The 22,503-nt window shown below is 68.1% G+C and carries 18 protein-coding genes; 10 read left to right on the top strand and 8 right to left on the bottom strand.

Going from position 1 to position 22,503, the window contains the following annotated elements:
- From AVME950_RS22845 to AVME950_RS22835, 3 genes are all read right to left on the bottom strand, one after another.
- On the bottom strand, positions 1-3,255 hold a 3,255-nt coding region (locus AVME950_RS22845), incomplete at its 3' end, for a DUF6531 domain-containing protein (protein WP_284431570.1).
- A gap of 191 nt (positions 3,256-3,446) precedes the next feature.
- Positions 3,447-4,865: a branched-chain amino acid ABC transporter substrate-binding protein gene (locus AVME950_RS22840; RefSeq protein WP_284431569.1), complete on the bottom strand. Its 1,419-nt coding sequence runs from the start codon at positions 4,863-4,865 to the stop codon at positions 3,447-3,449.
- A gap of 219 nt (positions 4,866-5,084) precedes the next feature.
- Positions 5,085-5,894: a DUF2242 domain-containing protein gene (locus AVME950_RS22835; RefSeq protein ID WP_284411802.1), complete on the bottom strand. Its 810-nt coding sequence runs from the start codon at positions 5,892-5,894 to the stop codon at positions 5,085-5,087.
- Between the two features lie 346 nt (positions 5,895-6,240).
- Here AVME950_RS22835 and AVME950_RS22830 point away from each other — a divergent pair, with 346 nt between their 5' ends.
- A complete protein-coding gene (locus AVME950_RS22830; RefSeq protein WP_284431568.1) occupies positions 6,241-6,618 on the top strand; it encodes an Hsp20/alpha crystallin family protein in 378 nt (125 codons plus the stop codon).
- Positions 6,619-6,740: 122 nt separating this feature from the next.
- Here the strand turns inward: AVME950_RS22830 and AVME950_RS22825 are convergent, their stop codons facing one another.
- The gene (locus AVME950_RS22825; protein WP_284431573.1) at positions 6,741-7,724 is read right to left on the bottom strand and encodes a GlxA family transcriptional regulator; all 984 of its coding nucleotides are present in this window, start codon (positions 7,722-7,724) and stop codon (positions 6,741-6,743) included.
- A gap of 112 nt (positions 7,725-7,836) precedes the next feature.
- Here AVME950_RS22825 and AVME950_RS22820 point away from each other — a divergent pair, with 112 nt between their 5' ends.
- On the top strand, positions 7,837-8,163 hold the full coding sequence (locus tag AVME950_RS22820) for a DUF3817 domain-containing protein (RefSeq protein ID WP_502869443.1): 327 nt from the start codon (positions 7,837-7,839) through the stop codon (positions 8,161-8,163).
- Positions 8,160-8,585 (top strand): CopD family protein, encoded by a 426-nt coding sequence (locus AVME950_RS22815; protein WP_284431567.1) that lies wholly within the window; start codon positions 8,160-8,162, stop codon positions 8,583-8,585. Before AVME950_RS22820 ends, AVME950_RS22815 begins: the two co-directional genes overlap by 4 nt.
- 179 nt (positions 8,586-8,764) lie before the next feature.
- On the opposite strand, the gene tsaD is transcribed toward AVME950_RS22815, so the two are convergent.
- Positions 8,765-9,805 carry a tRNA (adenosine(37)-N6)-threonylcarbamoyltransferase complex transferase subunit TsaD gene (gene tsaD / locus AVME950_RS22810; RefSeq protein WP_284431566.1) on the bottom strand — a complete coding sequence of 347 codons (1,041 nt, stop codon included), beginning with the start codon at positions 9,803-9,805 and terminating at the stop codon, positions 8,765-8,767.
- Positions 9,806-10,017: 212 nt separating this feature from the next.
- Between tsaD and AVME950_RS22805 the strand changes: the two genes are divergently transcribed.
- Positions 10,018-12,414, top strand: a complete 2,397-nt coding sequence (locus AVME950_RS22805) for a S53 family peptidase (RefSeq protein ID WP_284431565.1) — start codon at positions 10,018-10,020, stop codon at positions 12,412-12,414.
- A 40-nt stretch (positions 12,415-12,454) separates the two neighbouring features.
- Here AVME950_RS22805 and AVME950_RS22800 read toward each other — a convergent pair whose 3' ends face one another.
- On the bottom strand, positions 12,455-13,606 hold the full coding sequence (locus AVME950_RS22800; RefSeq protein WP_284411791.1) for a branched-chain amino acid ABC transporter substrate-binding protein: 1,152 nt from the start codon (positions 13,604-13,606) through the stop codon (positions 12,455-12,457).
- A gap of 243 nt (positions 13,607-13,849) precedes the next feature.
- Between AVME950_RS22800 and AVME950_RS22795 the strand changes: the two genes are divergently transcribed.
- The 6 genes from AVME950_RS22795 to AVME950_RS22770 all read left to right on the top strand — a co-directional run bounded on the left by AVME950_RS22795 (position 13,850) and on the right by AVME950_RS22770 (position 19,918).
- Positions 13,850-14,476, top strand: a complete 627-nt coding sequence (locus tag AVME950_RS22795) for an ANTAR domain-containing response regulator (RefSeq protein WP_272568327.1) — start codon at positions 13,850-13,852, stop codon at positions 14,474-14,476.
- A gap of 409 nt (positions 14,477-14,885) precedes the next feature.
- Complete coding sequence (locus AVME950_RS22790; RefSeq protein ID WP_284411788.1) at positions 14,886-16,130, top strand: CmpA/NrtA family ABC transporter substrate-binding protein; 1,245 nt, start codon at positions 14,886-14,888, stop codon at positions 16,128-16,130.
- A 54-nt stretch (positions 16,131-16,184) separates the two neighbouring features.
- Positions 16,185-17,132, top strand: a complete 948-nt coding sequence (gene ntrB / locus AVME950_RS22785) for a nitrate ABC transporter permease (protein WP_092745760.1) — start codon at positions 16,185-16,187, stop codon at positions 17,130-17,132.
- Positions 17,129-17,935: an ABC transporter ATP-binding protein gene (locus tag AVME950_RS22780; RefSeq protein ID WP_284411785.1), complete on the top strand. Its 807-nt coding sequence runs from the start codon at positions 17,129-17,131 to the stop codon at positions 17,933-17,935. Before ntrB ends, AVME950_RS22780 begins: the two co-directional genes overlap by 4 nt.
- Positions 17,936-18,086: 151 nt before the next feature.
- Complete coding sequence (locus AVME950_RS22775) at positions 18,087-18,383, top strand: type 2 periplasmic-binding domain-containing protein (protein ID WP_284431564.1); 297 nt, start codon at positions 18,087-18,089, stop codon at positions 18,381-18,383.
- Between the two features lie 119 nt (positions 18,384-18,502).
- Positions 18,503-19,918 (top strand): hypothetical protein, encoded by a 1,416-nt coding sequence (locus AVME950_RS22770; protein ID WP_284431563.1) that lies wholly within the window; start codon positions 18,503-18,505, stop codon positions 19,916-19,918.
- A 36-nt stretch (positions 19,919-19,954) separates the two neighbouring features.
- Here the strand turns inward: AVME950_RS22770 and treF are convergent, their stop codons facing one another.
- Together treF and AVME950_RS22760 are read right to left on the bottom strand one after the other, a co-directional pair.
- Positions 19,955-21,625 (bottom strand): alpha,alpha-trehalase TreF, encoded by a 1,671-nt coding sequence (gene treF, locus AVME950_RS22765; RefSeq protein ID WP_284431562.1) that lies wholly within the window; start codon positions 21,623-21,625, stop codon positions 19,955-19,957.
- 164 nt (positions 21,626-21,789) lie between these two features.
- The gene (locus AVME950_RS22760; protein ID WP_284403023.1) at positions 21,790-22,410 is read right to left on the bottom strand and encodes a TetR/AcrR family transcriptional regulator; all 621 of its coding nucleotides are present in this window, start codon (positions 22,408-22,410) and stop codon (positions 21,790-21,792) included.
- Positions 22,411-22,503 lie beyond the last annotated feature (93 nt).

Genomic DNA, 22,503 nt, shown 5'->3' with positions numbered 1-22,503 from the left:
TTGCAGCAGGGCGCTGGCGGCCAGCTGGCCCGCGCTGGTGTAGCTGCGCTGCTCTGCCAGCGGCGCGGGGTTGCCGGGGGTCTGCACGAACCCGGGCCATTGCCAGCCGGTGGCCTGGCCCAGCGGGCTCCAGGTGATGCCGCTGACCAGCGGCTGGCCGTTCCACTGCAGCCCGGTGAGCTGGCCGGTGGCGTCGTACTGGTGCACCAGCTGGCGACCGCTGGGGTAGGTGATGCGGGCGATCTGCCCCACGCCTGCGCTGCCGGCAGGAACGTACTGGTAGCCCACGGTGCTGCTGCTGCCGTTGGCCAGGACCTGGGTGCGTGCGGTGATGCGCCCTTGCGCGTCGCGCTGGTAGCGCGTGGTGACGCCCGTGTCCTGGATCTCGCTCAAGGACCCCACGCTGGCGCTCGGGCTGCCGCTGGCGTTGTACTCGGGCCCGGGCAGGTCGTAGCGCAGCACGGTGGTGCGGCTGGCCCCGCCCAGGCTGCTCACGATCTGCGTGGGCCGGCCCAGCGCATCGCGCGTGATGGCGGTGGCACGCCCCAGCGCGTCGGTGAGGCTTTGCGGCAGGCCCAGGCTGTCGTAGGTGCGCGTGAGCGTGCCGCTGTCGGCGCTGGCTTCCTGGCTGGCATTGCCCAGGGCATCCCGCGTGTAGCTGGTGGCCACGCTCTTGAAGTCCGTGGCTTTGGTGACGGCATCCTGGGCGTTGTAGGTGAGGCTCGCCTGCGCGTTCGATGGATTGCTTTGCGTGGACAGGCGCCGCAGGTTGTCGAAGGTGTAGCGGGTCGCCTGGTTCAGGCCATTAGTGTGGCTGACGAGATCGCCAAAGGGGTTGTATCCGTAGGTGGCGCTCTGGTTGCCGCCCACGGTTTCAGAGGCCACGCGGTTGACGGCGTTGATGGTGCGAGAGAGGGTATGGACGATGTTGCCGGCGCTGTCCTGAACCTGCTCATTGATGCGGTTGCCCATGCCGTCCAGCGTGTAGCTGCCGGCATGGCCCCGGTTGTCAGACCAGCCGGTCAGTCGCTGGGCGTCGTCGTATTGATAGGACACCGCGTAGCCCGAGGGCTGGGCGACGCTCTGCAGCAAACCCGTGGGCTGGTAGGTCATGACAACGGCCAAGCCATCCTGTGTGATGCGGGTCACCCGCTGCCGCACATCGCGCGCATAGACGGTGACACTCCCCGTTGGATCGATCTGCTCAACGACATTGCCATGCCGGTCATAGCGCGTGTAGCGGGTGACCTGCCCACTGGGGCCGGTAACGCTCATGAGGTCGCCCTCGGTGGCGTCCCCCGTCGTCGCAGCATGGTAGGCGTAGCGCGTCACGCTGCCGGCAGGGTCGGCTTCACTGAGGACCTGGCCGGCGTCGTTGTACGTCCAGTTCCAGGTGCGGGACACCCCACCCGCTACTAACTGAGCCGCGAAGCCGCTGCCCCCGTTGGCGTCGGCCGTTTCCTGCTCGACCTTCTTGCAGAGCGCCGCGATGGGCGAACCATCGGGCAACAGCGCCGAGGCGGGCGCGCAGCGCAGCACGGCGCCGCCGGCCAGCGGATCGGGCTGGCCGTGGTACACGTAGGTGGTCAGCTTGCGTGGCTCGGCCACGCGCGTGGGCAAGGTCCACACGGGGTGCCACTGGTAGGAAGTCCTGCGGGCCGCTTCCGGAAAGCCGTACTGACCGGAGGCGAGTGTGGAGCACGCGAGCCCTGGAGGAAGCCCCTGCGTCTTCGATGTCTGCAGGCCACGGGCCTGGTCGTATTCGAAACAGGTGAAGTTGCCCGAATCCGAACGCTGCAGCACCCTGCCCTTGGCATCCCGCCAGAACGCCTGGCTGGACGCGATCGCGGGATCGACGGGGCTCGCGATGGTGACCTGGCTCGGCCAATACTTCTCACCGATTTTTTCGAAGCCGTGACGGCGCTGTGTTCCCAGAGGGTCGGTCACGGTGGTTTCACTCGGCGTAGACGAGTAGTAGCTGAAGCTGTATCGATGCACCCCGCCTGCATGCTCCGAACTGGACGCCCGGCCGTCGCAGAGGTATCGATAGGTGGCGTAGCGGTGACCGGCCTCGTCGGTGATTCCGGTCAGCAGGTTGTCGCCATAGGGCGCAGCACAGCCATTTTGGGCGGCGAATTCGTAGTGGTAGGTTTTCGAGGCCCCGTCGGGGAAAACGACCTTGCTGAGCCTGTGCGGCCCGGAGTATTCGTACCGATACGTCTGGGACGCGGGATCGACCATCGACGCCAACTGGTTCGAGGTGTCGTAGCTGAATTTCAATGCCCGGCCGAACCGGTCCGTCACCTGGGCGAGCAGGCCGGACAGTCCGGAGTACGACGAGGGATCATTGGATTCCGAATAGGTGTACGACAGCCCGACACGGCCATCGGCAGACATCTTTCGGATCACCCGTCCACGCGAATCTAGCGCGTAGAGAAAGTTGTCCCTGGAGCGAACGTAGCCCCCGCCGGAACCACCCGGCGCGACGAAGGCGTATTCCCCGAGGGACACCTCGCTCAAATTGCCGGGCTCGCCCCGGTACATACTGAAGCGCCCGGCACCCAACTGCCAGACATGCGGATTGTTGGTGACCTGATAGCAATGGGACGCGGTTTCGGTGCGGTTTTTCCACCAGAAGGCCGGGTAACAGGGATTGCCCTGGTTGGAGACGTTTCCGTACCACCCTTGATCGAGTGTCGAGTAGAACCGCCCTTTGGTGCTTCGATAGACCCGCTCGAAGACCAGACCCGTTTTGGCCATCGGGTAATCCAGCTCGGACTGGATCTTCTGCCCCGTGCTGGGCAACACCGGATTGCCCTGCGCATCGCAGTCGTCACAGGAATCGTCATTGGCGACGTACAGCACGCAAGTGATCTGCTCGTTCGAGCCGTTTTGCGTCCTTTCGACGTCCTTCGACACGACGCTGGCGTCGAAAACTGTGGGGCACTCATACCCCAACGTGACCTGGACGGCGGCCGCCCTGCCGGAGCCCAGGTCCGGGCTGCCCTCCGAGTAGAAGCTCGCCGGCAATCCATTCACGGTACCGCCCAGAATGACGGGTGCTTTTGCGCTGCGGCAGAAAACGCCACCCTCGTCCGTGGGATGGCAACTGGTGTCGTGGTATCGCTGGGCCGCGATGGAATAGGCCTCGCCCATGGTTTCGGCTTTTTCCACCACGACGCTGGGCCAGCCCCCTCCGCCGCCCAGCCATGCCACCGACTGGTAGGTGAACTTGGGCTCGACTTCGAACCTCACCACCCCTGCCAACGCCGTTGGCAGGAAGGCCAGCAACCATGCCGACAAAAGTATCTTTATTCTCATTCTTTGAATCCCCCCTCGATGCCATTCAGAAATGCGCGGAACAAAGCATGTCTCTTTCCGCCGTGCGCCCGGCCGCCCCGCACCAGGGGCCGCGCCGAAACGCACGATGTTAACCAAAAATCACGTCACTGCGGCCGCACCATCTTGCAGCTCTGCGGCTGCTCCGCCTTCTCCGCGGCGATCTGGCGCACCACGCGAAACCCATAGCCCGAACCCTCCACGTCGAACGGCACGCCGGGCGCGCCCTGCCGGTCCATCACGCCCACGGCCAGGGGCTGCTGGAACTGGTGGTCGGCCGCGCGCATGGTGCCGGCCTGGCCGTTCAGCTGCACCTTCGCGGTTTCCATGGCGCGGGCGACGGCGGTGGCGTCAGTGCTGCCGGCGCGTTCGATGGACTGGGCGAGGGTCTCCACCATGAGCTGCATGCGCATGTGCACGTAGTCGTCCGCGGGCTGCGGGAAGCGCTGGCGGAAGGAGCGGTAGAAGGCTTCGCTCTGCGCGCCCGGCACGTTGGGCAGCCAGTCGGCCACGGCCACGACCTTGCCCACGCCGGCATCGCCGAGCGCGGCCGGCGCGCCCAGGGCGTTGCCGTAGAAGGTGTAGAACATGCCGTCGTAGCCGACCTCGCGCGCGGCCTTGACGAGCAGGGTGAGGTCGTTGCCCCAGTTGCCGGTGACGACGGCCTGGGCGCCGCTGGCCTTGATCTTGACGGCGTAGGGGGAGAAGTCCTTCACGCGGCCGACGGGGTGCAGCTCGTCGCCCACCACGGCGACGTCGGGGCGCTGGGCGGCCAGCTGCTTCCTGGCCTCGCGCAGTACGGCTTGGCCGAAGCTGTAGTCCTGCCCGATGAGGTACACGCTCTTCAGGGCCTTGTCCTCGCGGATCACGTCCATGAGCGCGGCCATGCGCATGTCGGCATGGGCGTCGAAGCGAAAGTGCCAGAAGCTGCACTTTTCGTTGGAGAGGATGGGATCGACGGCCGAGTAGTTGAGGAACAGCACGCGCTTGCCCGGCTCGCGCTCGTTGTGCTTGTTGATGGCCTCGATCAGCACGGCGGCGGTGGCCGACGAGTTGCCCTGCAGGATGATGCGCGCGCCGTCGTCGATGGCCGCGCGCAGGGCGGACAGGGCCTCTTCGTTCTGGCCCTTGCTGTCGTAGCGCTCGATCACCAGGGACCGGGCACCGCCGGCCGCGGTGGGCAGGCGCACGCCGCCGCGCGCGTTCACGCGCTCGGTGGCCCACAGCACGTTGCGGAACACCGCCTCGCCGGTATTGGCGAAGGGGCCGGACATGCTTTCGATGAGTGCCACCTGGATGGGCGCGCCAGTGGCTGCGGCCGCCTTGCGCGGCGCGCTGGCGGGCGTGGCCTGGGCCGTCGCAGCGGCCGATGGCGACACCGCCGGACCGGGGCCCGAAGCCGCAGCGGCGGCGGCCGGGGCGGCCTGCGCGGCGCTGGCCGCGATGAAAGCCAGGGGAGCGAGCGTGGCGGCGGCCACGGCCAGGGCGCGCGCGCGGCGCGCGGCGGGCGAGGAGGAATGGGTCATGCGAGCGGTCCTGTGGGCCGCGCTGCCGGCAGGGCAGCCGCCCGGGATGGGAAAGGCGCGCAGTGTATCGGAGCGGCCGGGCGCGGATGGCGCCCCAGCCCTGCGCCATCACCGCCGCCCGCCCTCAGGCGGCTCGCCCGGCCCGGCCGCGGAACGGCATCGCACGGGGCCCCGTTGGCATCGCGCGGCAGGCACCGCGCTCCCGGCGCCGTGCGCCGTTCAGTTCGCCGGCGTGGAGGCCGGTGCCGAAGCAGGCGCCGCAGCCGGTTCGGCCGCTGGCGTTTCCACCCCGGCGTTCGCGGCGGGCGGCATCGGAAATCCGGTGACGGCCGGCGGGCGGGGCACCGGGGCGGGAATGGTGACGGGCATGGGCAGGATCTCGTGCACCTCGCCGGATTCGCGGGCCTCTTTCTTCGCGGTTTCGTTGGCGACCGTGGGCGGCACGGCGGGCGATGCCTGCCCCACCTGCTCGCGCGCGGCGGGCACGAAGCGGTCGAACAGCTGGAAGAAGCGGTCGTAGAAGCGCGGGTCGGTCACCGTCTCGCTGCCCACCTTGACGAGCGTGTCGTCGCTCGCGGAAAACGGCAGCGACACCGAGCCCAGCGCGCCCACGCCGAGCGAGGCGGAGTTGTTGATCTTCTTGATGACGTAGCGGTCCTGCAGGGCGCTGGCGAAGGCGGCGGTGCGGGTCTTGTCGCCGCCCTCGGTGGCGCAGACGACGCGCATCTCGACCTCGTAGTGGATGTCGCTGGACGGCTGGAAGTACTTGCGCCCGGCCACCACTTCGGCGCTGGCGGTGCTCACCAGGTAGCCCTGGCTCAGGAGGGCGCGGCGGGCGCCTTCGCACACGCGCGCCTGCGGTGCATTGATGTGGCGGGTGTGCATGCTGGCGCTGTCGAAGTCGTCCGGGTCGAAGCGCGGCGTGCGGTCCAGGCCGGGGACCGAGCTGGAAGCGCAACCGGCCAGGGTGGCGACGAGCGCAGCGGACAGCGCGAGCACCCAGACGGTGCGGGGATGGCGCGAAGGCATGGGGCTTGAAGGTGATGGACGAAGAGTAGGCATGGCGATTCCCTGATCAGCGTGCATTGTGAAGGCTGCGAAAGACGCGTCCGGACAAAGGGATGTAACCCCGCGCAACCGGCGCGGGGGCGGCTGCACATGGGATGCGGCAGCGCCGCGCGGGTTCCGGCCGCGCAACCCCGTGCGCGGGGGCACCTTGTAAAAACGGCAGGCATCCCCAGGCCGATCCAATGCGCGTGAAGCGCCGATTCGCGTGCTCGAAAGCCCTTGAAATGCAGCGCGCCACACACATTTGTGGACCATGCGGCGAACGACCCGGGAGCCGCGAAGACACTGTTTTTCCAGGAGTTTTTCCATGATTTTCGCCCCCGTGATCCGCCGCGCCGCTTTCAACGCCCCCCGCTCCGCCGACGTGGCCCTGCAGCGCTTCCTGAACCATACCCTGTCGGCCCCAACGGCTGCCGGCTACACCGTGCAGCAGGACGAAAAAACCGTCACCCTGCAGATGGATCTGCCCGGCCTGAGCCGTGACCAATTGCAGTTGACCATCGAAGGCAATCAGGTGCGCCTGACCAGCGTGGAGGGTGCGCCGCGCCAGGTGCAGCGCGCCTGGGAGCTGCCGGCGGACATCGACGTGTCCACCAGCTCCGCCAAGCTGGAAAACGGCGTGCTGACGCTGGTGCTGGGCAAGGTGGTGCCGGTGAGCCGCGCCACGCAATTGACCATCGCCTGAGGCCGTCCCGCCGAGGCAGGCAGAACGCAAAGCGCCCTGGCCGAAACGCCAGGGCGCTTTTTTGTGTCCCCGGCGTCTCCATGGAAAGGCGCCGTTTCACGGCTGAACGGGCTGCGAACGGGCTAATCGCCCGTACCGAGGCGCCGGCCGAAACTCTTGCGGTAGTGGCTTGGACTCACGCCGACGATCCGCTGGAACTGCAGCCTGAAGTTCGCGGCAGAACCCAGGCCCACCTGGCTGACAATTTGCTCCACCGAGAGACGGCTGCGTTCCAGCAGTTCTTGCGCCCTCTGCACGCGCATCCGGGACAGCCACTGCGCGGGCGACTCTCCGAACTGCTCATTGAACCGCCTGTGCAGCGTCCGGGTGCTGCTGCACGCCTGCCGGGCCAGGGACGTGAGGGTCATTGGCCGATGAAGGTTTGCCAGGGCCCAACTGACCAGGGGCTGCAGGCTTTTGTCGGTGGCCTGTGCCGGCGGTGGAATGAACTGCGCTTGTCCCCCTTCGCGCTGCAACGGCACCACGGACAGCCGGGCCACGTGCGCAGCGACGGCGGCGCCAAAGTCTGCGCGGATCATGTGCAGACAGAGGTCCAGGCCCGCAGCGGCCCCTGCAGAGGTCAGTATCTGTCCGTTGTCGACGAACAGCACCGACGGATCGACATCGATCGCAGGATACCGGTGGGCCAGTGCCGGCGCGGCCACCCAATGGGTGGTCGCCCGCAGCCCATCCAGCAAACCCGCTTCCGCGAGAACGAAGGCGCCAGAGCAGATGGAAGCGATGCGAGCGCCTCTCTTGGCCGCCCGGCGCAGAGCTTGCGAGGCGGCAAGAGACAGGGGTGGCGAAGGCAGCAGGATGCCCGGCACGACGATCGTGTCAGCCGTATCGAGCGGTTCCAGGCCGTGCCTGATGCGGATGGCGAAGGGGCCTGCGTCGAGTTCCTGTTGCTCCGCGCATACCGCGATCTGGTAGCAGGGCGCGCCAGAAGCATTCGTCGCAAATCGAAAGGACTCGCAGGCGGTCGCCAGATCGAACGACAAGACGCCCGGGAGCGCCAGACATGCAATGCGATGGGGTCTTTGAAGCGGAGGTCTCGTTGAGGTCATGCGGGAGGGGGCACCAGAGCCGTGCAGCGCAATCTGCGGCGCTGTCTCAAAACCATCGAATACTGGCATTCTTGCCACTGTCCCAGTGTAGGGGTTCCAGCAAGAATGGGGAATGACGCATCACGATCCAGCCCCTGACTCTTGTGCCCGCCCGGATGGGCCCGCTCACGGTGTCGCAGCGCTACGCACCTGGTGCGTCCTGGAAGCGACCACGCTGTTGGCACTGCTTTTTGTCGCGGTGCCGTTGAAGCACCTGGGGGGCTTTCCCATGGCCGTCTCGGTGATGGGGCCGATACATGGATTTGCATTCCTCGCGTTGGGATGGGCCGCAGTGCGAGCAGTGGCAAGCGGAGGACTTTCAAAGCAGGCCGCGGGAAAGCTGATGCTCGTTGCCTGCTTTCCCTTCGGAGGGCTTTACAGCAGATGGGTTCTTCGATGACGTACCTGTGGATCAAGGGCCTGCACGTCGGCGCGGCCCTCATCTTCGTGGGAGGCCTGCTGCTGCTGTCTGTGGTGGCATCGCGATGGCCCGCGGCCGGCGGCGTGCTCCTGCCGCATGAAAAGCGCCTGGGTACGGCGGTGCTTCAGTGGGACCGGCGCGTGACCGCACCGTCCATGGCGCTGGTGTGGGTGCTTGGCCTCGGCCTCGCGGCAGGGGGTGGCTGGATCGGACAAGGCTGGCTCTTCGGCAAGATGGCGCTGGTCATCGCCCTTTCAGCGATTCACGGGGTGATGTCGGCGACGCTTCGCCGGCGCCTGCAAAGCGAGATCGGGCCCCAGCCGTCGCTGTTTCGACACGGCCCCACGGCAGTCGCCGCGCTTTCGGCGGCCATCGCCGTGTTGGTGACGGTGAAGCCGTAGTCGCCGAAGTTCGCCCATCCGGTGGCAGAGCGTCCCCACGCCTGGTCGCGGGCTGCGGCCAGCGGCGCATCCGCTTCGAGCGACAACGGTTCACCCGGCTGGCAAGGCGTCCGCTCGACGGCGCCATCGCCTGCCAGCGGTTGCTCAGCGGTCTGGCCGCCACTTCCGGCCGCCGCTCCTTACTGCAGCGTATCGAGGGGCCAGCGCGGCTTGACGTCGAAGGCGTAGTCGCGGTTGGCCTGCTGGCGGCCGGCCTGCAGGCGCATGGCGGCGGCCATGGCGATCATGGCGCCGTTGTCGGTGCACAGGTGCAGCTCGGGGTAGTGCACGCGCACCTGGGCGCGGGCGCAGGCGGCATTGAGCTGCTCGCGCAGGTGCCGGTTGGCCCCCACGCCGCCCGCCACCACCACGCGGCGCAGCCCGGTCTGCTGCAGCGCGGCGGCCGTCTTGCGCACCAGTACGTCCACGATGGCGGCCTGCGTGCTGGCGGCCAGGTCGGCCTTGCGCGCGTCGAGGTCGTCGCCCAGCTTGCGCGCCTGGGTGAGCACGGCGGTCTTGAGGCCGGCGAACGAGAAATCGAGGTTGCCGCTGTGCAGCAGCGGTCGCGGCAGCTTGAAGGCGGCCGGGTCGCCCTGCTCGGCCAGCCGCGACAGCGCGGGCCCGCCGGGATAGCCCAGGCCCATCAGCTTGGCGGATTTGTCGAAGGCCTCGCCCGCGGCGTCGTCGATGGTCTCGCCCAGCATTTCGTAGCGGCCCACGCCGTCCACGCGCATCAGTTGCGTGTGGCCGCCCGAGACCAGCAGCGCGATGAAGGGAAATTCCGGCGGGTCCGCGCTGAGGAAGGGCGACAGCAGGTGCCCTTCGAGGTGGTGCACGCCCAGCACGGGCTTGTCGAGCGCCGCGCCCAGGGCGCAGGCCACGCCGGCGCCCACGAGCAGCGCGCCGGCCAGCCCCGGGCCGCGCGTGTAGGCCACCACATCCACGTCGGCCAGGCGCCTGCCGGATTCGGCCAGCACGGTTTCCGTCAGCGGCAGCACGCGGCGGATGTGGTCGCGGCTGGCCAGTTCGGGCACCACGCCGCCGTAGGCCTGGTGCATTTCGATCTGGCTGTGCAGGGCATGGGCGAGCAGCGTGGGCACCCCGTCGCCGGTGGGCGACTGCACCAGCGCCACGCCGGTTTCGTCGCAGGAGGATTCGATTCCGAGGATCAGCTGGCTCATGGGCCTGCAGTGTAGTGCGGCCGCCAAGGCCATGAGGCGGCACCCCGGGTGCGTGAAATCATTTTTATCATTTTTAATGAAACAAATGTTTTATTTGAAATATTTGATCGCCCCAGAAGAAACAAACACTTACATTGGGCCGGTCCATCCACCCCTGCCGGGGCCCGCGTTCGAAAACCCTCCCGCTCCGGCACCGCCCCAGGGAAACCTCCATGCCCCGTCCCGCCCCCTCCCTGCCCGCCCGCTGCCACCCCGGCAGCCCCCTTTGGCCCCTGGCCGCTTTGGCGGCGGCCTTTCTCGCCTCCTGTGGCGGCGGCTCCACCACCGATGGCGCGGCCACGCGCGACGGCGAGGCCGCCGCGAGCGTGACCACGCTGTCGTCGTCGTCCGCCGACCTGCCCACGGCGGTGCCGGCCGAGCTGACGGCGCGGCCAGCCTTCCACATCGCGCCCGTGCTGCTGCCCGACCCCGGCCCCGAGGATGCGGCCGACCCCACCGCCAGCGCTTCGATGGCGCCACGATCGACTGCGATCGACGCCGGCCTGGCCACGCTGTCGACGCGGCACCTGACACCGGACCGTATCAAGGCGGCCATCGCACAGGAGCAGCAGGCCCCCTCGGCAGACGGCACGGGAGAGGCCCGCGCCGCCAGCGTGGTCACCACCTACACGCCGGCGCAGGTGCGCGCGGCCTACGGCCTGCCGGCGCTGCCCGCCACGGGCGCAACCCCCACCGCGCAGCAGGCAGCGCAGATGGGCGCGGGGCAGACGATCTACATCGTGGCGGCCCGCCACAACCCGAATGCGGCCGCGGAACTGGCCACGTTCAACCAGAAATTCGGACTGCCGGCCTGCACCGCGAAGGTCCTTCCCGCCAGCACCGCCCTGCCCCTGCCCCTGCCCGCGCCAGCGGCCACCGCGGGCTGCGAGCTGTGGCAGGCCTACGCCACGTCCGCGGGCGGGCTGACAGGGACCGCCCCGGCCTACGACGCGGGCTGGGCCACGGAGATCGCGCTGGACCTGCAGTGGTCCCACGCCATCGCTCCGGCCGCGCGCATCGTGCTCATCGAGGCGCCCGACGCGTCGGTCGGCGCGCTCACCGCCGCCGTGCGGCTGGCCAACGCCATGGGGCCGGGACAGGTGTCCATGAGCTTCGGTGCGCCCGAGGGCAGCTGGGGCGGCGGACTCGAATCCGCCTTCGCCGGAACGCGCATGGGCTACCTGGCGGCCACCGGGGATTCGGGCGCAGGCGTGATGTGGCCCGCCGCATCGCCGGGCGTGCTCGGCGTGGGCGGAACCTCGCTGACCTACACCGGAGCGGGCGTGCGCTCGGAAGTCGCGTGGTCGGGCACGGGCGGAGGCACCAGCGCGTACTTCGCGACGCCGGCCTACCAGCAGTCCGGCCTGCCCGGGGTGGGATCGGTGGCGCGCCGCACGGTGGCCGACGTCGCGATGAATGCCGACCCGTCCACCGGCCAGTACGTGGCCGTGATGCCCCAGGGCGGGGGCGCAGCGCAATGGCTGAGCGCGGGCGGCACCAGCCTGTCCACGCCGATGTGGTCGGGCCTCATGGCGGTGGCCGGCGCCCTGCGCGCCCAGGCAGGCGGGGACGCGCTGGGCCGGCCGCATGCCGCTTTGTACGGCACGGTGGGCGCCCAGCCCGCCAGCTACGCCGCGGGCTTCCTCGACGTGGCCGCGGGCAGCCACGGCACCTGCGCTACCTGCACGGCCCGCTCGGGCTACGACCAGCTCACCGGACTGGGCACGCCACGCGCTGCGGATCTGCTCGGCCGGCTGGCAGGATCCACCGTGGCGGCTCCGCCGCCGGTGGTGGGCAGCGCGGCGGTGAGCGGGCTGGCCGGCCAGCCGCTGTCCTTCACCATCTCGGTGGCCTCGGCCAACGCGGTCAGCCTCAGCCTGGCGGGAGCCCCTGCGGGCATGGCGGTGTCCGGCACGGGCGTGGTCACCTGGGCTGCCCCCGTGGCGGGCAGCTACGCGGTGACCGTGACGGCGCGCGACACCAAGACGGGCCTGAGCGGCCAGGGCACCTACACGGTGACCATCACCGCGCCCCTGCCTCCTTCGGTGCCGGGCGGCAGCATCTCCGGCACCGAAGGCGTGCCCCTGGCATTCAGCGGCGCCGCCACCTCGGTGAACCCCCTGCGCTACGCGCTGAGCGGCGCGCCGTCCGGCATGGCGATCGGCGCGGACGGCTCCGTGACCTGGGCACGCCCCGTCCAGGGCACCTACGCGGTGACCGTGGCAGCCACGGACACCAAGACCGGCCTGACCGGCCGCGGCACCTATTCCGTGCGCATCGCGGCGGCCGGCAGCAGTACGCCCCCGGGCGGCCTCTCGGTGGCCGCCGCGCCCTGGACCGGCACGGCCGGCCAGGCACTCACCGGCACGATCACGGTCTCCGCGCCGGGAGCCTCCTGGCTGTCCGTGACGATCACCGGCGCCCCGCTGGGCATGGGTTTTTCGATACAGGGCACCACGGTGACCGCCCGCTGGCCTTCCCCGGTGGCTGGCAGCTACGCGCTGACCATCGTGGCGCGCGACTCTCTGGGCCGCACCGCCCAGGCCACGGTGCCGGTGTCCATCCGCTGAGCGCCGCCGGGGGCCGCCGGCACGCCGCGGCTCCCGGCCCTCACCAGCGGTCGGAGCGCATGCGCAGTTCCCAGTTGCCGGCGCGCAGGCTGTACACGCCCACGGCGCCGTAGCGCTGCTCGCCCTTTTCGTCCCAGGTCATGGTGCCGGTAACGGGCGCGTAGCCGTTGATGGCCCGCAGGGCCTTGGTGATCTCCTTCGGATCGGCGGACTTGGCCTGCTTGATGGCGGCCGACAGCACGTAGGTGGCGTCGTAGCTGTAGTGGCCGCCGTAGGCGGGCGGCTTCTTGAACGCGGTGTTGTAGCGGTCCAGGAACTGGCGGCCGGTGATGAACTCGCGCGCCTCCAGCACGGGCGAGGTGGCATAGATGGCCGTGACCATCCCCATGCCCTTGACCATGTCGGTGGTCTTGATGGTGTCGCCGCCCAGCACGGACAGCTGGGTGTAGTTGATCTTCTGCAGCGCCTGCAGCAGCGCCAGCACCTGGAAGTCGTTGAGCGTGGTGACGATCACGCCCACCTTCGCCGTCTGGATGCGGCGGGCCACCTCGTCGAAATCCGTGGTCTTGTCGTCGAACGACTGGCGCACGGTGACTTCCTTCTTCTCCGTCGCCAGCTGCTTGGCCGCGCCATCGGCCAGGCCCTTGCCGTAGGGCGTGCCGTCGTCCAGCACGGCGTAGCTGGCGGTGCTGAGCTGCGTGGCCGCGAACGAGCCCATGGCGCGGGCCTGCAGGTTGTCATTGGCCACCAGGCGCAAGGTGGTCTGCAGGCCCAGTTCGGTGAAGCGCGGGTTGGTGGAGATGGCCAGCTGCGCGATGCCCTTTTCGGCATAGATGGGCGCCGCCGCGATGCTGACGCCCGAATTGAGGTTGCCGATGACCGCCACCACGCCGGACTCCACCAGCTGCTGCGCGGCTTTCTTGCCGGAGTCGGCATCGGCCCGGTCGTCCTGCGCGACCACTTCCAGGGTGACGGTCTTACCATCGACCGTGAAGCCGGACTTGTTGAGCTCCTGCACCGCCAGCGTCACGCCGTTGAGCATATCCTGCCCCAGCGCGCCGAGCGGCCCCGACAGCGGCTGGGCCACGCCGATCTTGATGGTGTCGGGCACCTTGCTGCACCCTGCCCCCAACGTGGCGGCCAGCGCCGCGATCGCCAGCAGCGCGGCACGCCTGCTTCCTTGTGTGCTCATAGACCCAGCTCCAATCCATTCAATGGTTTACATGTATCCGGATGTATATAAGACCGAAGAGTCTTACGCTATCGGGTAACCCCTGCTCCATAGCAAGTTACATCCATTAGCAATTTCCGTCCCAGGCCGAAAGCGGTGCTAATGCACCCGCACAGTGCGCTTTCGGGTATCCGCGGCGATCCATCGGGGTTTGCACCCCGCCGGCGCACCAGCATGGGCGTATTTATTGCTTAAGCTTGGGGCATGACCGACTCCCTGCGCATCGTGGTGGTGGCCCCCGACCTGGCGGTGGGCGCCGAGGACGACGAGCACGCCCAGCTGCAGGCCGAGCGCTCGCGGGCGCTGCGCATCGGCCTGCTGGAAAACAACTTCAACCTGGTGGCCACGCTGCCGGCCGACGTGTTCCTGAGCGAGCGGCTCGCGCAGCTGCAGCCCGACCTGGTGATCGTGGACGCCGAGAGCGACGCCCGCGACGCGCTGGAGCACGTGGTGATGGCCACCCGCGATGCGCCCCGCGCCATCGTGATGTTCACCAACGACGACGATCCCTCCCACGTGCGGCAGGCAGTGGCCGCGGGCGTGTCGGCCTACATCGTGGCCGGGCTGTCGCCCCAGCGCATCCGCCCCATCCTGGACGTGGCGATGGCGCGCTTCCAGCACGAGCAGGCCCTGCGCGCCGAACTGGCCGATGCGCGCAGCGAGCTGAAGGACCGCAAGACCATCGACCGCGCCAAGGGCCTGCTGATGCAGCGCCAGGGCCTGACCGAACAGGCCGCCTACGACAAGCTGCGCAAAAGCGCGATGGACAAGGGCATGAAGCTGGTCGAGGTGGCCCAGCGCATGCTGGACGTGGCAGACCTGCTGGGCTGACCGGCGCGGCCGGCGGCGCTGCACAAGGGCAGTGCGGCACTGCACCATCGCGCGGCTTCCGTGCCCGGCCCTGCACGCGCCGCGGCCCGCTTTGGCCCAGGGCCACGCGGCGCCCGGCGCCGGACGGTTCGAGCCCAAAAGGCCTCCAGCGCAATCAACACTAGGGCATATCGCTACAAAAACAATAGCGAACATCCCGCATGGCCCGCTCTGGCACAAGGCTTGCAATGACGGAGGCAAGACCAACGTTGGTCGATTGCCAGGCCCCACCCAATGGCGGGTGCGACCTGGCAGAACCCGGACAAAGGCGTCCCCACCGCTCGCGGCGCTGCCCCCAAGGCAGCCTGCGGGCGTGTGAGGACGCCTTTTTTGTTTTTCACGTTGCCAGCCAAGCCAAGGGATGCCTTCCATGACCGACCTGTCCAAAACCAGTCTCCACCGCCGCACCGTGCTGCAGGCCGCCGCCGTGGGGGCCGTGGGCGTGAGCCCCGCGCTGCGCTCCATGGTGCATGCAGCCGGCTCCGACGCGCCGGAAAAGAAGGAAGTCAAGATCGGCTTCATCCCCCTCACCGACTGCGCCAGCGTGGTAATGGCCTCGGTGCTGGGCATCGACCAGAAGTACGGTGTGAAGATCGTGCCCTCCAAGGAAGCGAGCTGGGCGGGCGTGCGCGACAAGCTGGCCAACGGCGAGCTGGACTTCGCCCACGTGCTGTACGGCCTGGTGTACGGCGTGCACTTGGGTGTCGGCGGCCCCAAGAAGGACATGGCCGTGCTCATGACCCTGAACAACAACGGCCAGGCCATCACGCTGAGCAAGAAGCTCGCCGATGCCGGCGCGGTGGACGGCGCGGGCCTGGCCCAGCTCATGGCCAAGGAAAAACGCGAATACACCTTCGCGCAGACCTTCCCCACCGGCACGCACGCCATGTGGCTGTACTACTGGCTGGCCGCCAACGGCATCGACCCGCTCAAGGGGGCCAAGGTCATCACCGTGCCGCCGCCGCAGATGGTGGCCAACATGCGCGTGGGCAACATGGACGGCTTCTGCGTGGGCGAGCCCTGGAACCACCGCGCCATCATGGACGGCATCGGCATCACCGCCACCACCACGCAGGACATCTGGAAGGACCACCCCGAGAAGGTGCTGGGCACCACGTCGGAGTTCGTGCAGAAGTACCCCAACACCGCGCGCGCCGTGACGGCCGCCATCCTGGAGGCCGGCCGCTGGATCGACGAGGGCCTCGCCAACAAGAACAAGATGGCCGAAACCATCGCCGGCAAGGCCTACGTGAACACCAGCGTGGACGCCATCAACCAGCGCATCCTGGGCCGCTACCAGAACGGACTGGGCAAGACCTGGGACGACCCCAACTACATGAAGTTCTACAACGACGGCGCGGTGAACTTCCCCTACCTGTCCGACGGCATGTGGTTCCTCACGCAGCACAAGCGCTGGGGCCTGCTCAAGGACCACCCGGACTACCTGGCCGTCGCCAAGTCGATCAACCGCACCGAGCTGTACAAGCAGGCCGCCACCGCCGCCAAGGTGCCCCTGCCCAAGAGCGACATGCGCTCCAGCAAGTTGATGGACGGCGTCGTCTGGGACGGCAAGGACCCGGCCAAGTACGCCGACAGCTTCAAGATCAAGGCCTGACCCCGGGCCCCGCCCGAGCCGCCCGCCCCCAGCCCCCGCCAGGAGAATCCCACCATGGTCAGCGCCGTCTTCCACGCCCCGCCGGAGCCCACCCCAGCCGCGGCCCCTTCTGCTATGCAAACGATAGCAACACCGGCAATCAAAACGCCGGCATCGGGGCAAAAACCACTGCAGTCCGCCCCGCCCAGCCCGCCGCGGGCGCCGCGCGACTGGGCGGCCGCCTCGCGCGCCTTCTGGCTCGCCGTGCTGCCGCCGGCCTGCGGCCTGGGCCTCTTGATCGGGCTGTGGGCCGTGGTGTCCTCCACCACTGGCCAGAGCATTCCCGGCCCGCTGGAGACCTGGAAGCAGGCGCTGGAAGTCTTCAGCAACCCCTTCTACCGCAACGGCCCCAACGACCAGGGCGTGGGCTGGAACGTGCTCGCCTCGCTGGAGCGCGTGGCGGTCGGCTTCGGGCTGGCGGCGCTCGTGGGCATTCCCGCGGGTTTCGTGATCGGGCGGTTCCACTTCCTCTCGCGCATGTTCAACCCGCTCATCAGCCTGCTGCGGCCCGTGTCGCCGCTGGCGTGGCTGCCCATCGGCCTGCTGGTGTTCAAGGGCGCCAACCCGGCCGCCATCTGGACCATCTTCATCTGCTCGATCTGGCCCATGGTCATCAACACCGCGGTGGGCGTGCAGCGCGTGCCGCAGGACTACATGAACGTGGCCCGCGTGCTCAACCTCTCGGAATGGAAGATCGCCACCACCATCCTGTTCCCCGCCGTGCTGCCCTACATGCTGACCGGCGTGCGCCTGGCCGTGGGCACCGCCTGGCTCGTGATCGTGGCGGCCGAGATGCTGACCGGCGGCGTGGGCATTGGCTTTTGGGTGTGGGACGAGTGGAACAACCTGAACGTCAAGAACATCATCATCGCGATCTTCGTGATCGGCATCGTCGGGCTGCTGCTCGAATACGCCCTGGTCAAGCTGGCCACGGCATTCACGTTCGAAGAGGTGAAGGCATGAACAACCCCGCGAAATTCATCGAGGTCCAGGGCGTCGCCCAGACCTTCAAGACCGCCAAGGGGCTGTTCCCGGCGCTCAAGGGCATCGACCTGTCCATCGCCAAGGGCGAGTTCGTCGCCCTCATCGGGCACTCGGGCTGCGGCAAGTCCACCTTGCTCAATCTGATCGCCGGACTCACCGTGCCCACCGCCGGCGCGCTGCTGTGCGCCAACAAGGAGATCAAGGGCCCCGGCCCCGAGCGCGCGGTGGTGTTCCAGAACCATTCCCTGCTGCCCTGGCTGACCTGCGAAGGCAACGTGCACCTGGCGGTCGAGCGCGTGTTCGGCAAGCGGGAACCGAAGGCCCAGCTCAAGGCCCGCACCGAGGCCGCGCTGGCCATGGTGGGCCTCACGCACGCGGCGCAAAAGCGCCCCGGCGAGATCTCGGGCGGCATGAAGCAGCGCGTGGGCATCGCCCGGGCGCTGTCGATGGAGCCCCAGGTGCTGCTGATGGACGAGCCCTTCGGCGCGCTGGACGCCCTCACCCGCGCCAAGCTGCAGGACGAGCTGCTGGAGATCGTGGCGCGCACGCAGAGCACGGTGGTCATGGTCACCCACGACGTGGACGAGGCCGTGCTGCTGTCCGACAAGATCGTGATGATGACCAACGGCCCGGCCGCCACCATCGGCGAGGTGCTGGCGGTGGACATCCCGCGCCCCCGCAACCGCGTGGCCCTGGCCGAAGACCCGCGCTACCTGCGCAGCCGCAAGGCGGTGATCGATTTCCTGTACACGCGCCAGGCGCATGTGGAAAAGGCGGCCTGAGGCAGCGGCGGCCCCGGAGGCACGGCACCGCGCAGGCCGTGCGCTCCGATTGTTTTTCATGTTTTATCAGATCGTTTAAGCAATTTTCAGGGATTTTTCAATCTGTTAGAAAGCCGTCCCCATAATATCGCGCAGTGGCCCGTGCGCCACCGTGAAAATCCTGATTCCAGTCAGCACCCCCATCAGGGGAATGGAATATCACGATTTTTGCGCATTATTCACCAAAACGGGGATTAGCGACGCCATGGCAGACCAGAAAATCACCACCATTGACAATGGTGCCGGCGTCAACGCCACGCTCAGCAGCGTTCATTACTCCGGGGACCATTGCAACCTGCCGAAAAGGCGGGTAATCCAAACCGGAAGCAGCGATGGCGACTGCATCCGGGTGCGTGCCATCACGAAAGATCCCGCAGGGGCTTTGACGGTGGCCTGGTCCCCTTCCTGAGGCTGCGCCCGCGCCCATCGCCGCGCACGCCACCGCCGCCCAGGAAGCGCTGAGCCCCTGGGCGGGCCCCTCCGCCCTGCCGGCCTCGGCAGATCGCAACCCTTGAAACGCCCTCCACCATGACCCCGACCCCCATTCCGTCCGTGCCGCGCTCGATTTCCATCGAGGACACGCAAGCCCATCATCTGCAGCTGTTGAACCCCGCCCAACCAGCGCTCGGGGCTTCGCCTTCCGCCCGGCCCGACGCACCGGCGCTGCAGACCTTCAACGGCTACTACACCCTTGGAAACGCCCAGGGCGCCTTTTTCGCGGTCGACACCAACATGGTGTTTCAAGCAGGCACCATCGCCCCTGCGTACCACGTGTCGCTGATCATCTCGCTGGACGGAACCTCCGCCACCCGCTACCCCTTCACGGGAAGCTTCGACGGCAAGACCCTGCACCAGACGTCCGACCAGGGGCTCTCGGTCGAGCTGGAGTTCACCCGCGCGGGCGACACGTACGGGCCGGTGGCCTTCTGTTCGGGAAGCATCACCTTGCCGAAGCAAACGAAGGTCGATGTCTCCGGCGCCACCTACAACAACCCCATTGCCGCCGCCCTCTTCGCCGGCGATTACGTCGATACGGCGACCGGAAAAAAGGTGATGCGGATCGGCTCGGACAACCAACTGCAGTACGACCCTGGCACCACCGGGAATCTTCAGCCGGTGCACACCTATGCGTACAACCTGAACATGTACTTCTTCACGGTCGCCCAGGGCAGCGAGACCGTGTCGCTCATCATGGGCACCGCTGCCGAGCAGGGTTTCGCCTGCAACAACATGGTGACCGATGGGCAAAAGCCCGCGCAGATCCGGTCGCTCGTCACCATTCCCCAGGCCGCGAAACCCGACTTCGCGCTGTACGACCTCAGCGGGTGCGAACTGGCGGATTTCAGCGGCTACTACCCCTTCCAATTCGACATCGAGACCCTGCAAAGCCGGTCTTTCGTCTCCATCCAGGCGCAATACGCAACGCTTCTGCCGGGCACCGACTGGGATCTGAATTTCGTGGCCATCAGCATTTCGACGGATGGCATCAATTCCCAGGCCTATTATTTCAATCCATTCACAATGAGTTTCAAGGATGGCATTCTGGACATGCCCGAGCAGAATATCCACCTGCAACTCACCCGAAAATACGATCCCGCCAATGGATCGCTGGTTCAAATGAGCGGCACGATCAACGGACAGAAAATAACGGGATCGACCCCCTTCAACCCCGTTCCTTTATCTGCCTTCGCTGGCCAACCCCTCACCAACCACCTGGGCGACCGGCTCGCGGTGAATGGCGAAAACAGCGTGACCTACAACGGCGATAATGTCAAAGGCATTATCTACGTCCCTTTGATGTACATCTTGGCCTACCCCGTCGGCAATCCCGACGTGGTGATGTCTTTCGGCACCGATGGCGCCCATGGCACCGCGTGCATCGTGACCACGAAGGCCAATACCCCGACGCGGGCCACCACGACGGTCTGGGCCATTCCCTCATAGGGACGTGGTCCGACGGGTGGCACGGCCGCCGGGCCGTCAGGCGGGGTCGTCCAGCCAGCCCCGCACCACCCCGTTCGTCCAGCCGAACCCGTCCTGCAGCGGGTACTCGCCGCCATCGCCTCCGGTGGAGGGGCTGTCGCCGGATTCGCACAGCGAGTATTTTTCGACCAGCTTGCCCTCGTGGTCGTACACGTCCTGCACGGTTTTGACCCAACGCGTGCGGATGTCGTCCGACAGCTGGCGGCAGCTTTCGTCGGCCGTGCCGTAGGCGGCGAAGCCTTCCACCGCCATCCACTGCAGCGGCGCCCAGCCGTTGGGGCGGTCCCACTGCTCGCCGCTGGCGGTCTCCGAGGTGGACAGGCCGCCCCGCACCAGCAGGCGCCGGCGCACGGTGGCGGCCAGCGCATGGGCCTGCTCGGGCGTGGCCGTGCCGGTGAAGAGCGGCACCACGGTGGCGGCATTGAGCGAGGGACGCGGCGTGCCGGCCTGCCAGTCGTGGTCGAGGAAGGCGCCGGCCTCGGCGTTCCACAGCACGCGGGACATGGCCTCGGCGCGCTGGCGGGCCCGGTGGTCGAACGCGTCGGCCGTGGCCGTGTCGCCCACGCTGCGGCTCAGGCGAGCGATGGTGGTCTCGGCCTTGTGCAGCAGCGCGTTCAGGTCCACCGGAAGGATGCGTGTGGTGCCGATGGTGGACAGGGTCTGAGTGCGGCAGGTGCCGCAGGCGCCATCGTCCAGCCAGCGCGCGCTGAAGTCCCAGCCCGACTCGGCGGCGGCGCGCAGGTCGCGGTACACCTCGTTTGCGGGGCGCTGGCATTGGGCGGCGGTCTCCACGTCCTCGCGCCACGATTCCTCGCGCGGCGTGTCGCGGTCGTCCCAGTAGCGGTTGAGCACGGCGCCGTCCGGCAGCGCCACCACGCGGCGGTGGGCACTGCCCGGGGCCAGGGTGTCGGCACCCTCCATCCAGAACTCGTATTCGCGCCGCATCTGCGGCAGGTACTGCGCGGCGCCGTGCCCCGCGCACGATTCGCACAGCTCGGCCATCAACGAGAACACCGGCGGCTGCGAGCGGCTCAGGTAGTAGGTGCGGGTGCCGTTGGGCACGTGGCCGTAGGTGTCGATGAGGTAGGCGAAGTTGTCCGTCATCGTGTGCAGCAGATGCCGCCGGCCGCTGCGCACCAGGCCCAGCATGGTGAAGTACGAATCCCAGTAATACATCTCCACGAACCGGCCGCCCGGCACCACGTAGGCGTGCGGCAGTGCCAGCAGCGAGCCGCGCGGGGGGTGGTGGGCCGGGTGGCGGGTGAGCTCGTCCCACAGCGCATCGATGTGCGCCGCCATGGTCAGCCCGGGTTCGACCGTGGGGCCGTCGCAGGCGCGGGTCTGGGGCTTGAAATGCCGGTGCACGAAGGCATGCAGGTCGAAGCCCGGCGCTTGGCACTGCGCGCGGTAGGCCGCGAGGATGGTCTCGGGCGGCTGGCGCGGGGCGCAGTCCACGAAGGTCTTGGAGTCTTCGAAGATGCGCTGGCGCTGCACTTCGATGAAAAGCTCTTCGTAGCGGTCCGCGGGCGTGTGGGTGTCGGCCGGCGGCGCCAGCGCGGCTGCGGCGCGCCGCAAGGCGCTGTGCGCGCGGTGGGTGGGCGAATCGCCGCCCGGCAAGGACGGCGGCGGTGCGGCGGGAGACTCGGTGCGGGACGGCAAGGCGGACATTCGGGTTCCAGGCGAAGGGGCCAAAGAGAAGGGTCGGCGGGGGATGGCCCTATTGAACGACGGCTGAGCCGACCGCACTGGCCCGCGACCCCGGCAAATGCGCAGGACAAGACGCCGAACCGGCGTCGGCGCCGCAGGGCATGCCGGCGCGCTTCGGGTCGCCCCTAGCGCCCGGGGGCCGCGCCCCGCAGGAAGAAGTCCACGGCCCGCACCACCCGCGCGTGGATGTCGGCGACGGAGACGGCCGGTGGGTCCTGCTGGTACAGGCGCGGCCCGGTTTCCGCGGTGAGCAGCGCCATGAACTGCATCGCCATGACCTGGGGATCGCCCTCGCACACCTCGCCGTGCGCCATGGCGGCGCCCATGAAGCGGGTGAGCGCGTCGATGCACTGGCGCGGGCCGGCGCCGTCGAACAGCTCGCCGATGTTGGAGCGACCCGCGTCCGCCAGCACCATGCGGTACACCGAGAGCGCGCGGCGGTCGTTCAGCATCACCTGCAGCGCCTCGTCCCCGAACCGGGTCAGCGTGGGCCGCATCGGCGGGCGCGTTTCCAGCGCCGCCAGCAGGTGGGAGGTGGCGTCGGCCAGGTGGGAGGTCGCCAGCGACTGCACCACGGCGACGAACAGCGGCTCCTTGGACGGGAAATAGCCGTAGAGGGTGGCCTTGGAGCCCCCGAGCCGCTTGGCCAGCTCGTTCATCGACGCCGCCTCGTACCCCACCTCTTCGAACAATTTGGCCGCCGCTTCCACGATGGCATCCCGCCGCGCCTGGGTCCTGACCCGCATTCGCATCTCCAAAAGTGAACTAACTTGTACTCTTTACTTGACAGGGCTCCCTCGTGCAAATCATACTATACCGTACATGTATGTTCAGTTATA

Origin of the sequence: Acidovorax sp. SUPP950 (assembly GCF_030158935.1) — a bacterium.
GTDB lineage: Bacteria > Pseudomonadota > Gammaproteobacteria > Burkholderiales > Burkholderiaceae_C > Paracidovorax.
The sequence above is the reverse complement of the archived record's forward strand: the minus strand, read 5'-3'. Positions and strand labels throughout refer to the sequence as shown.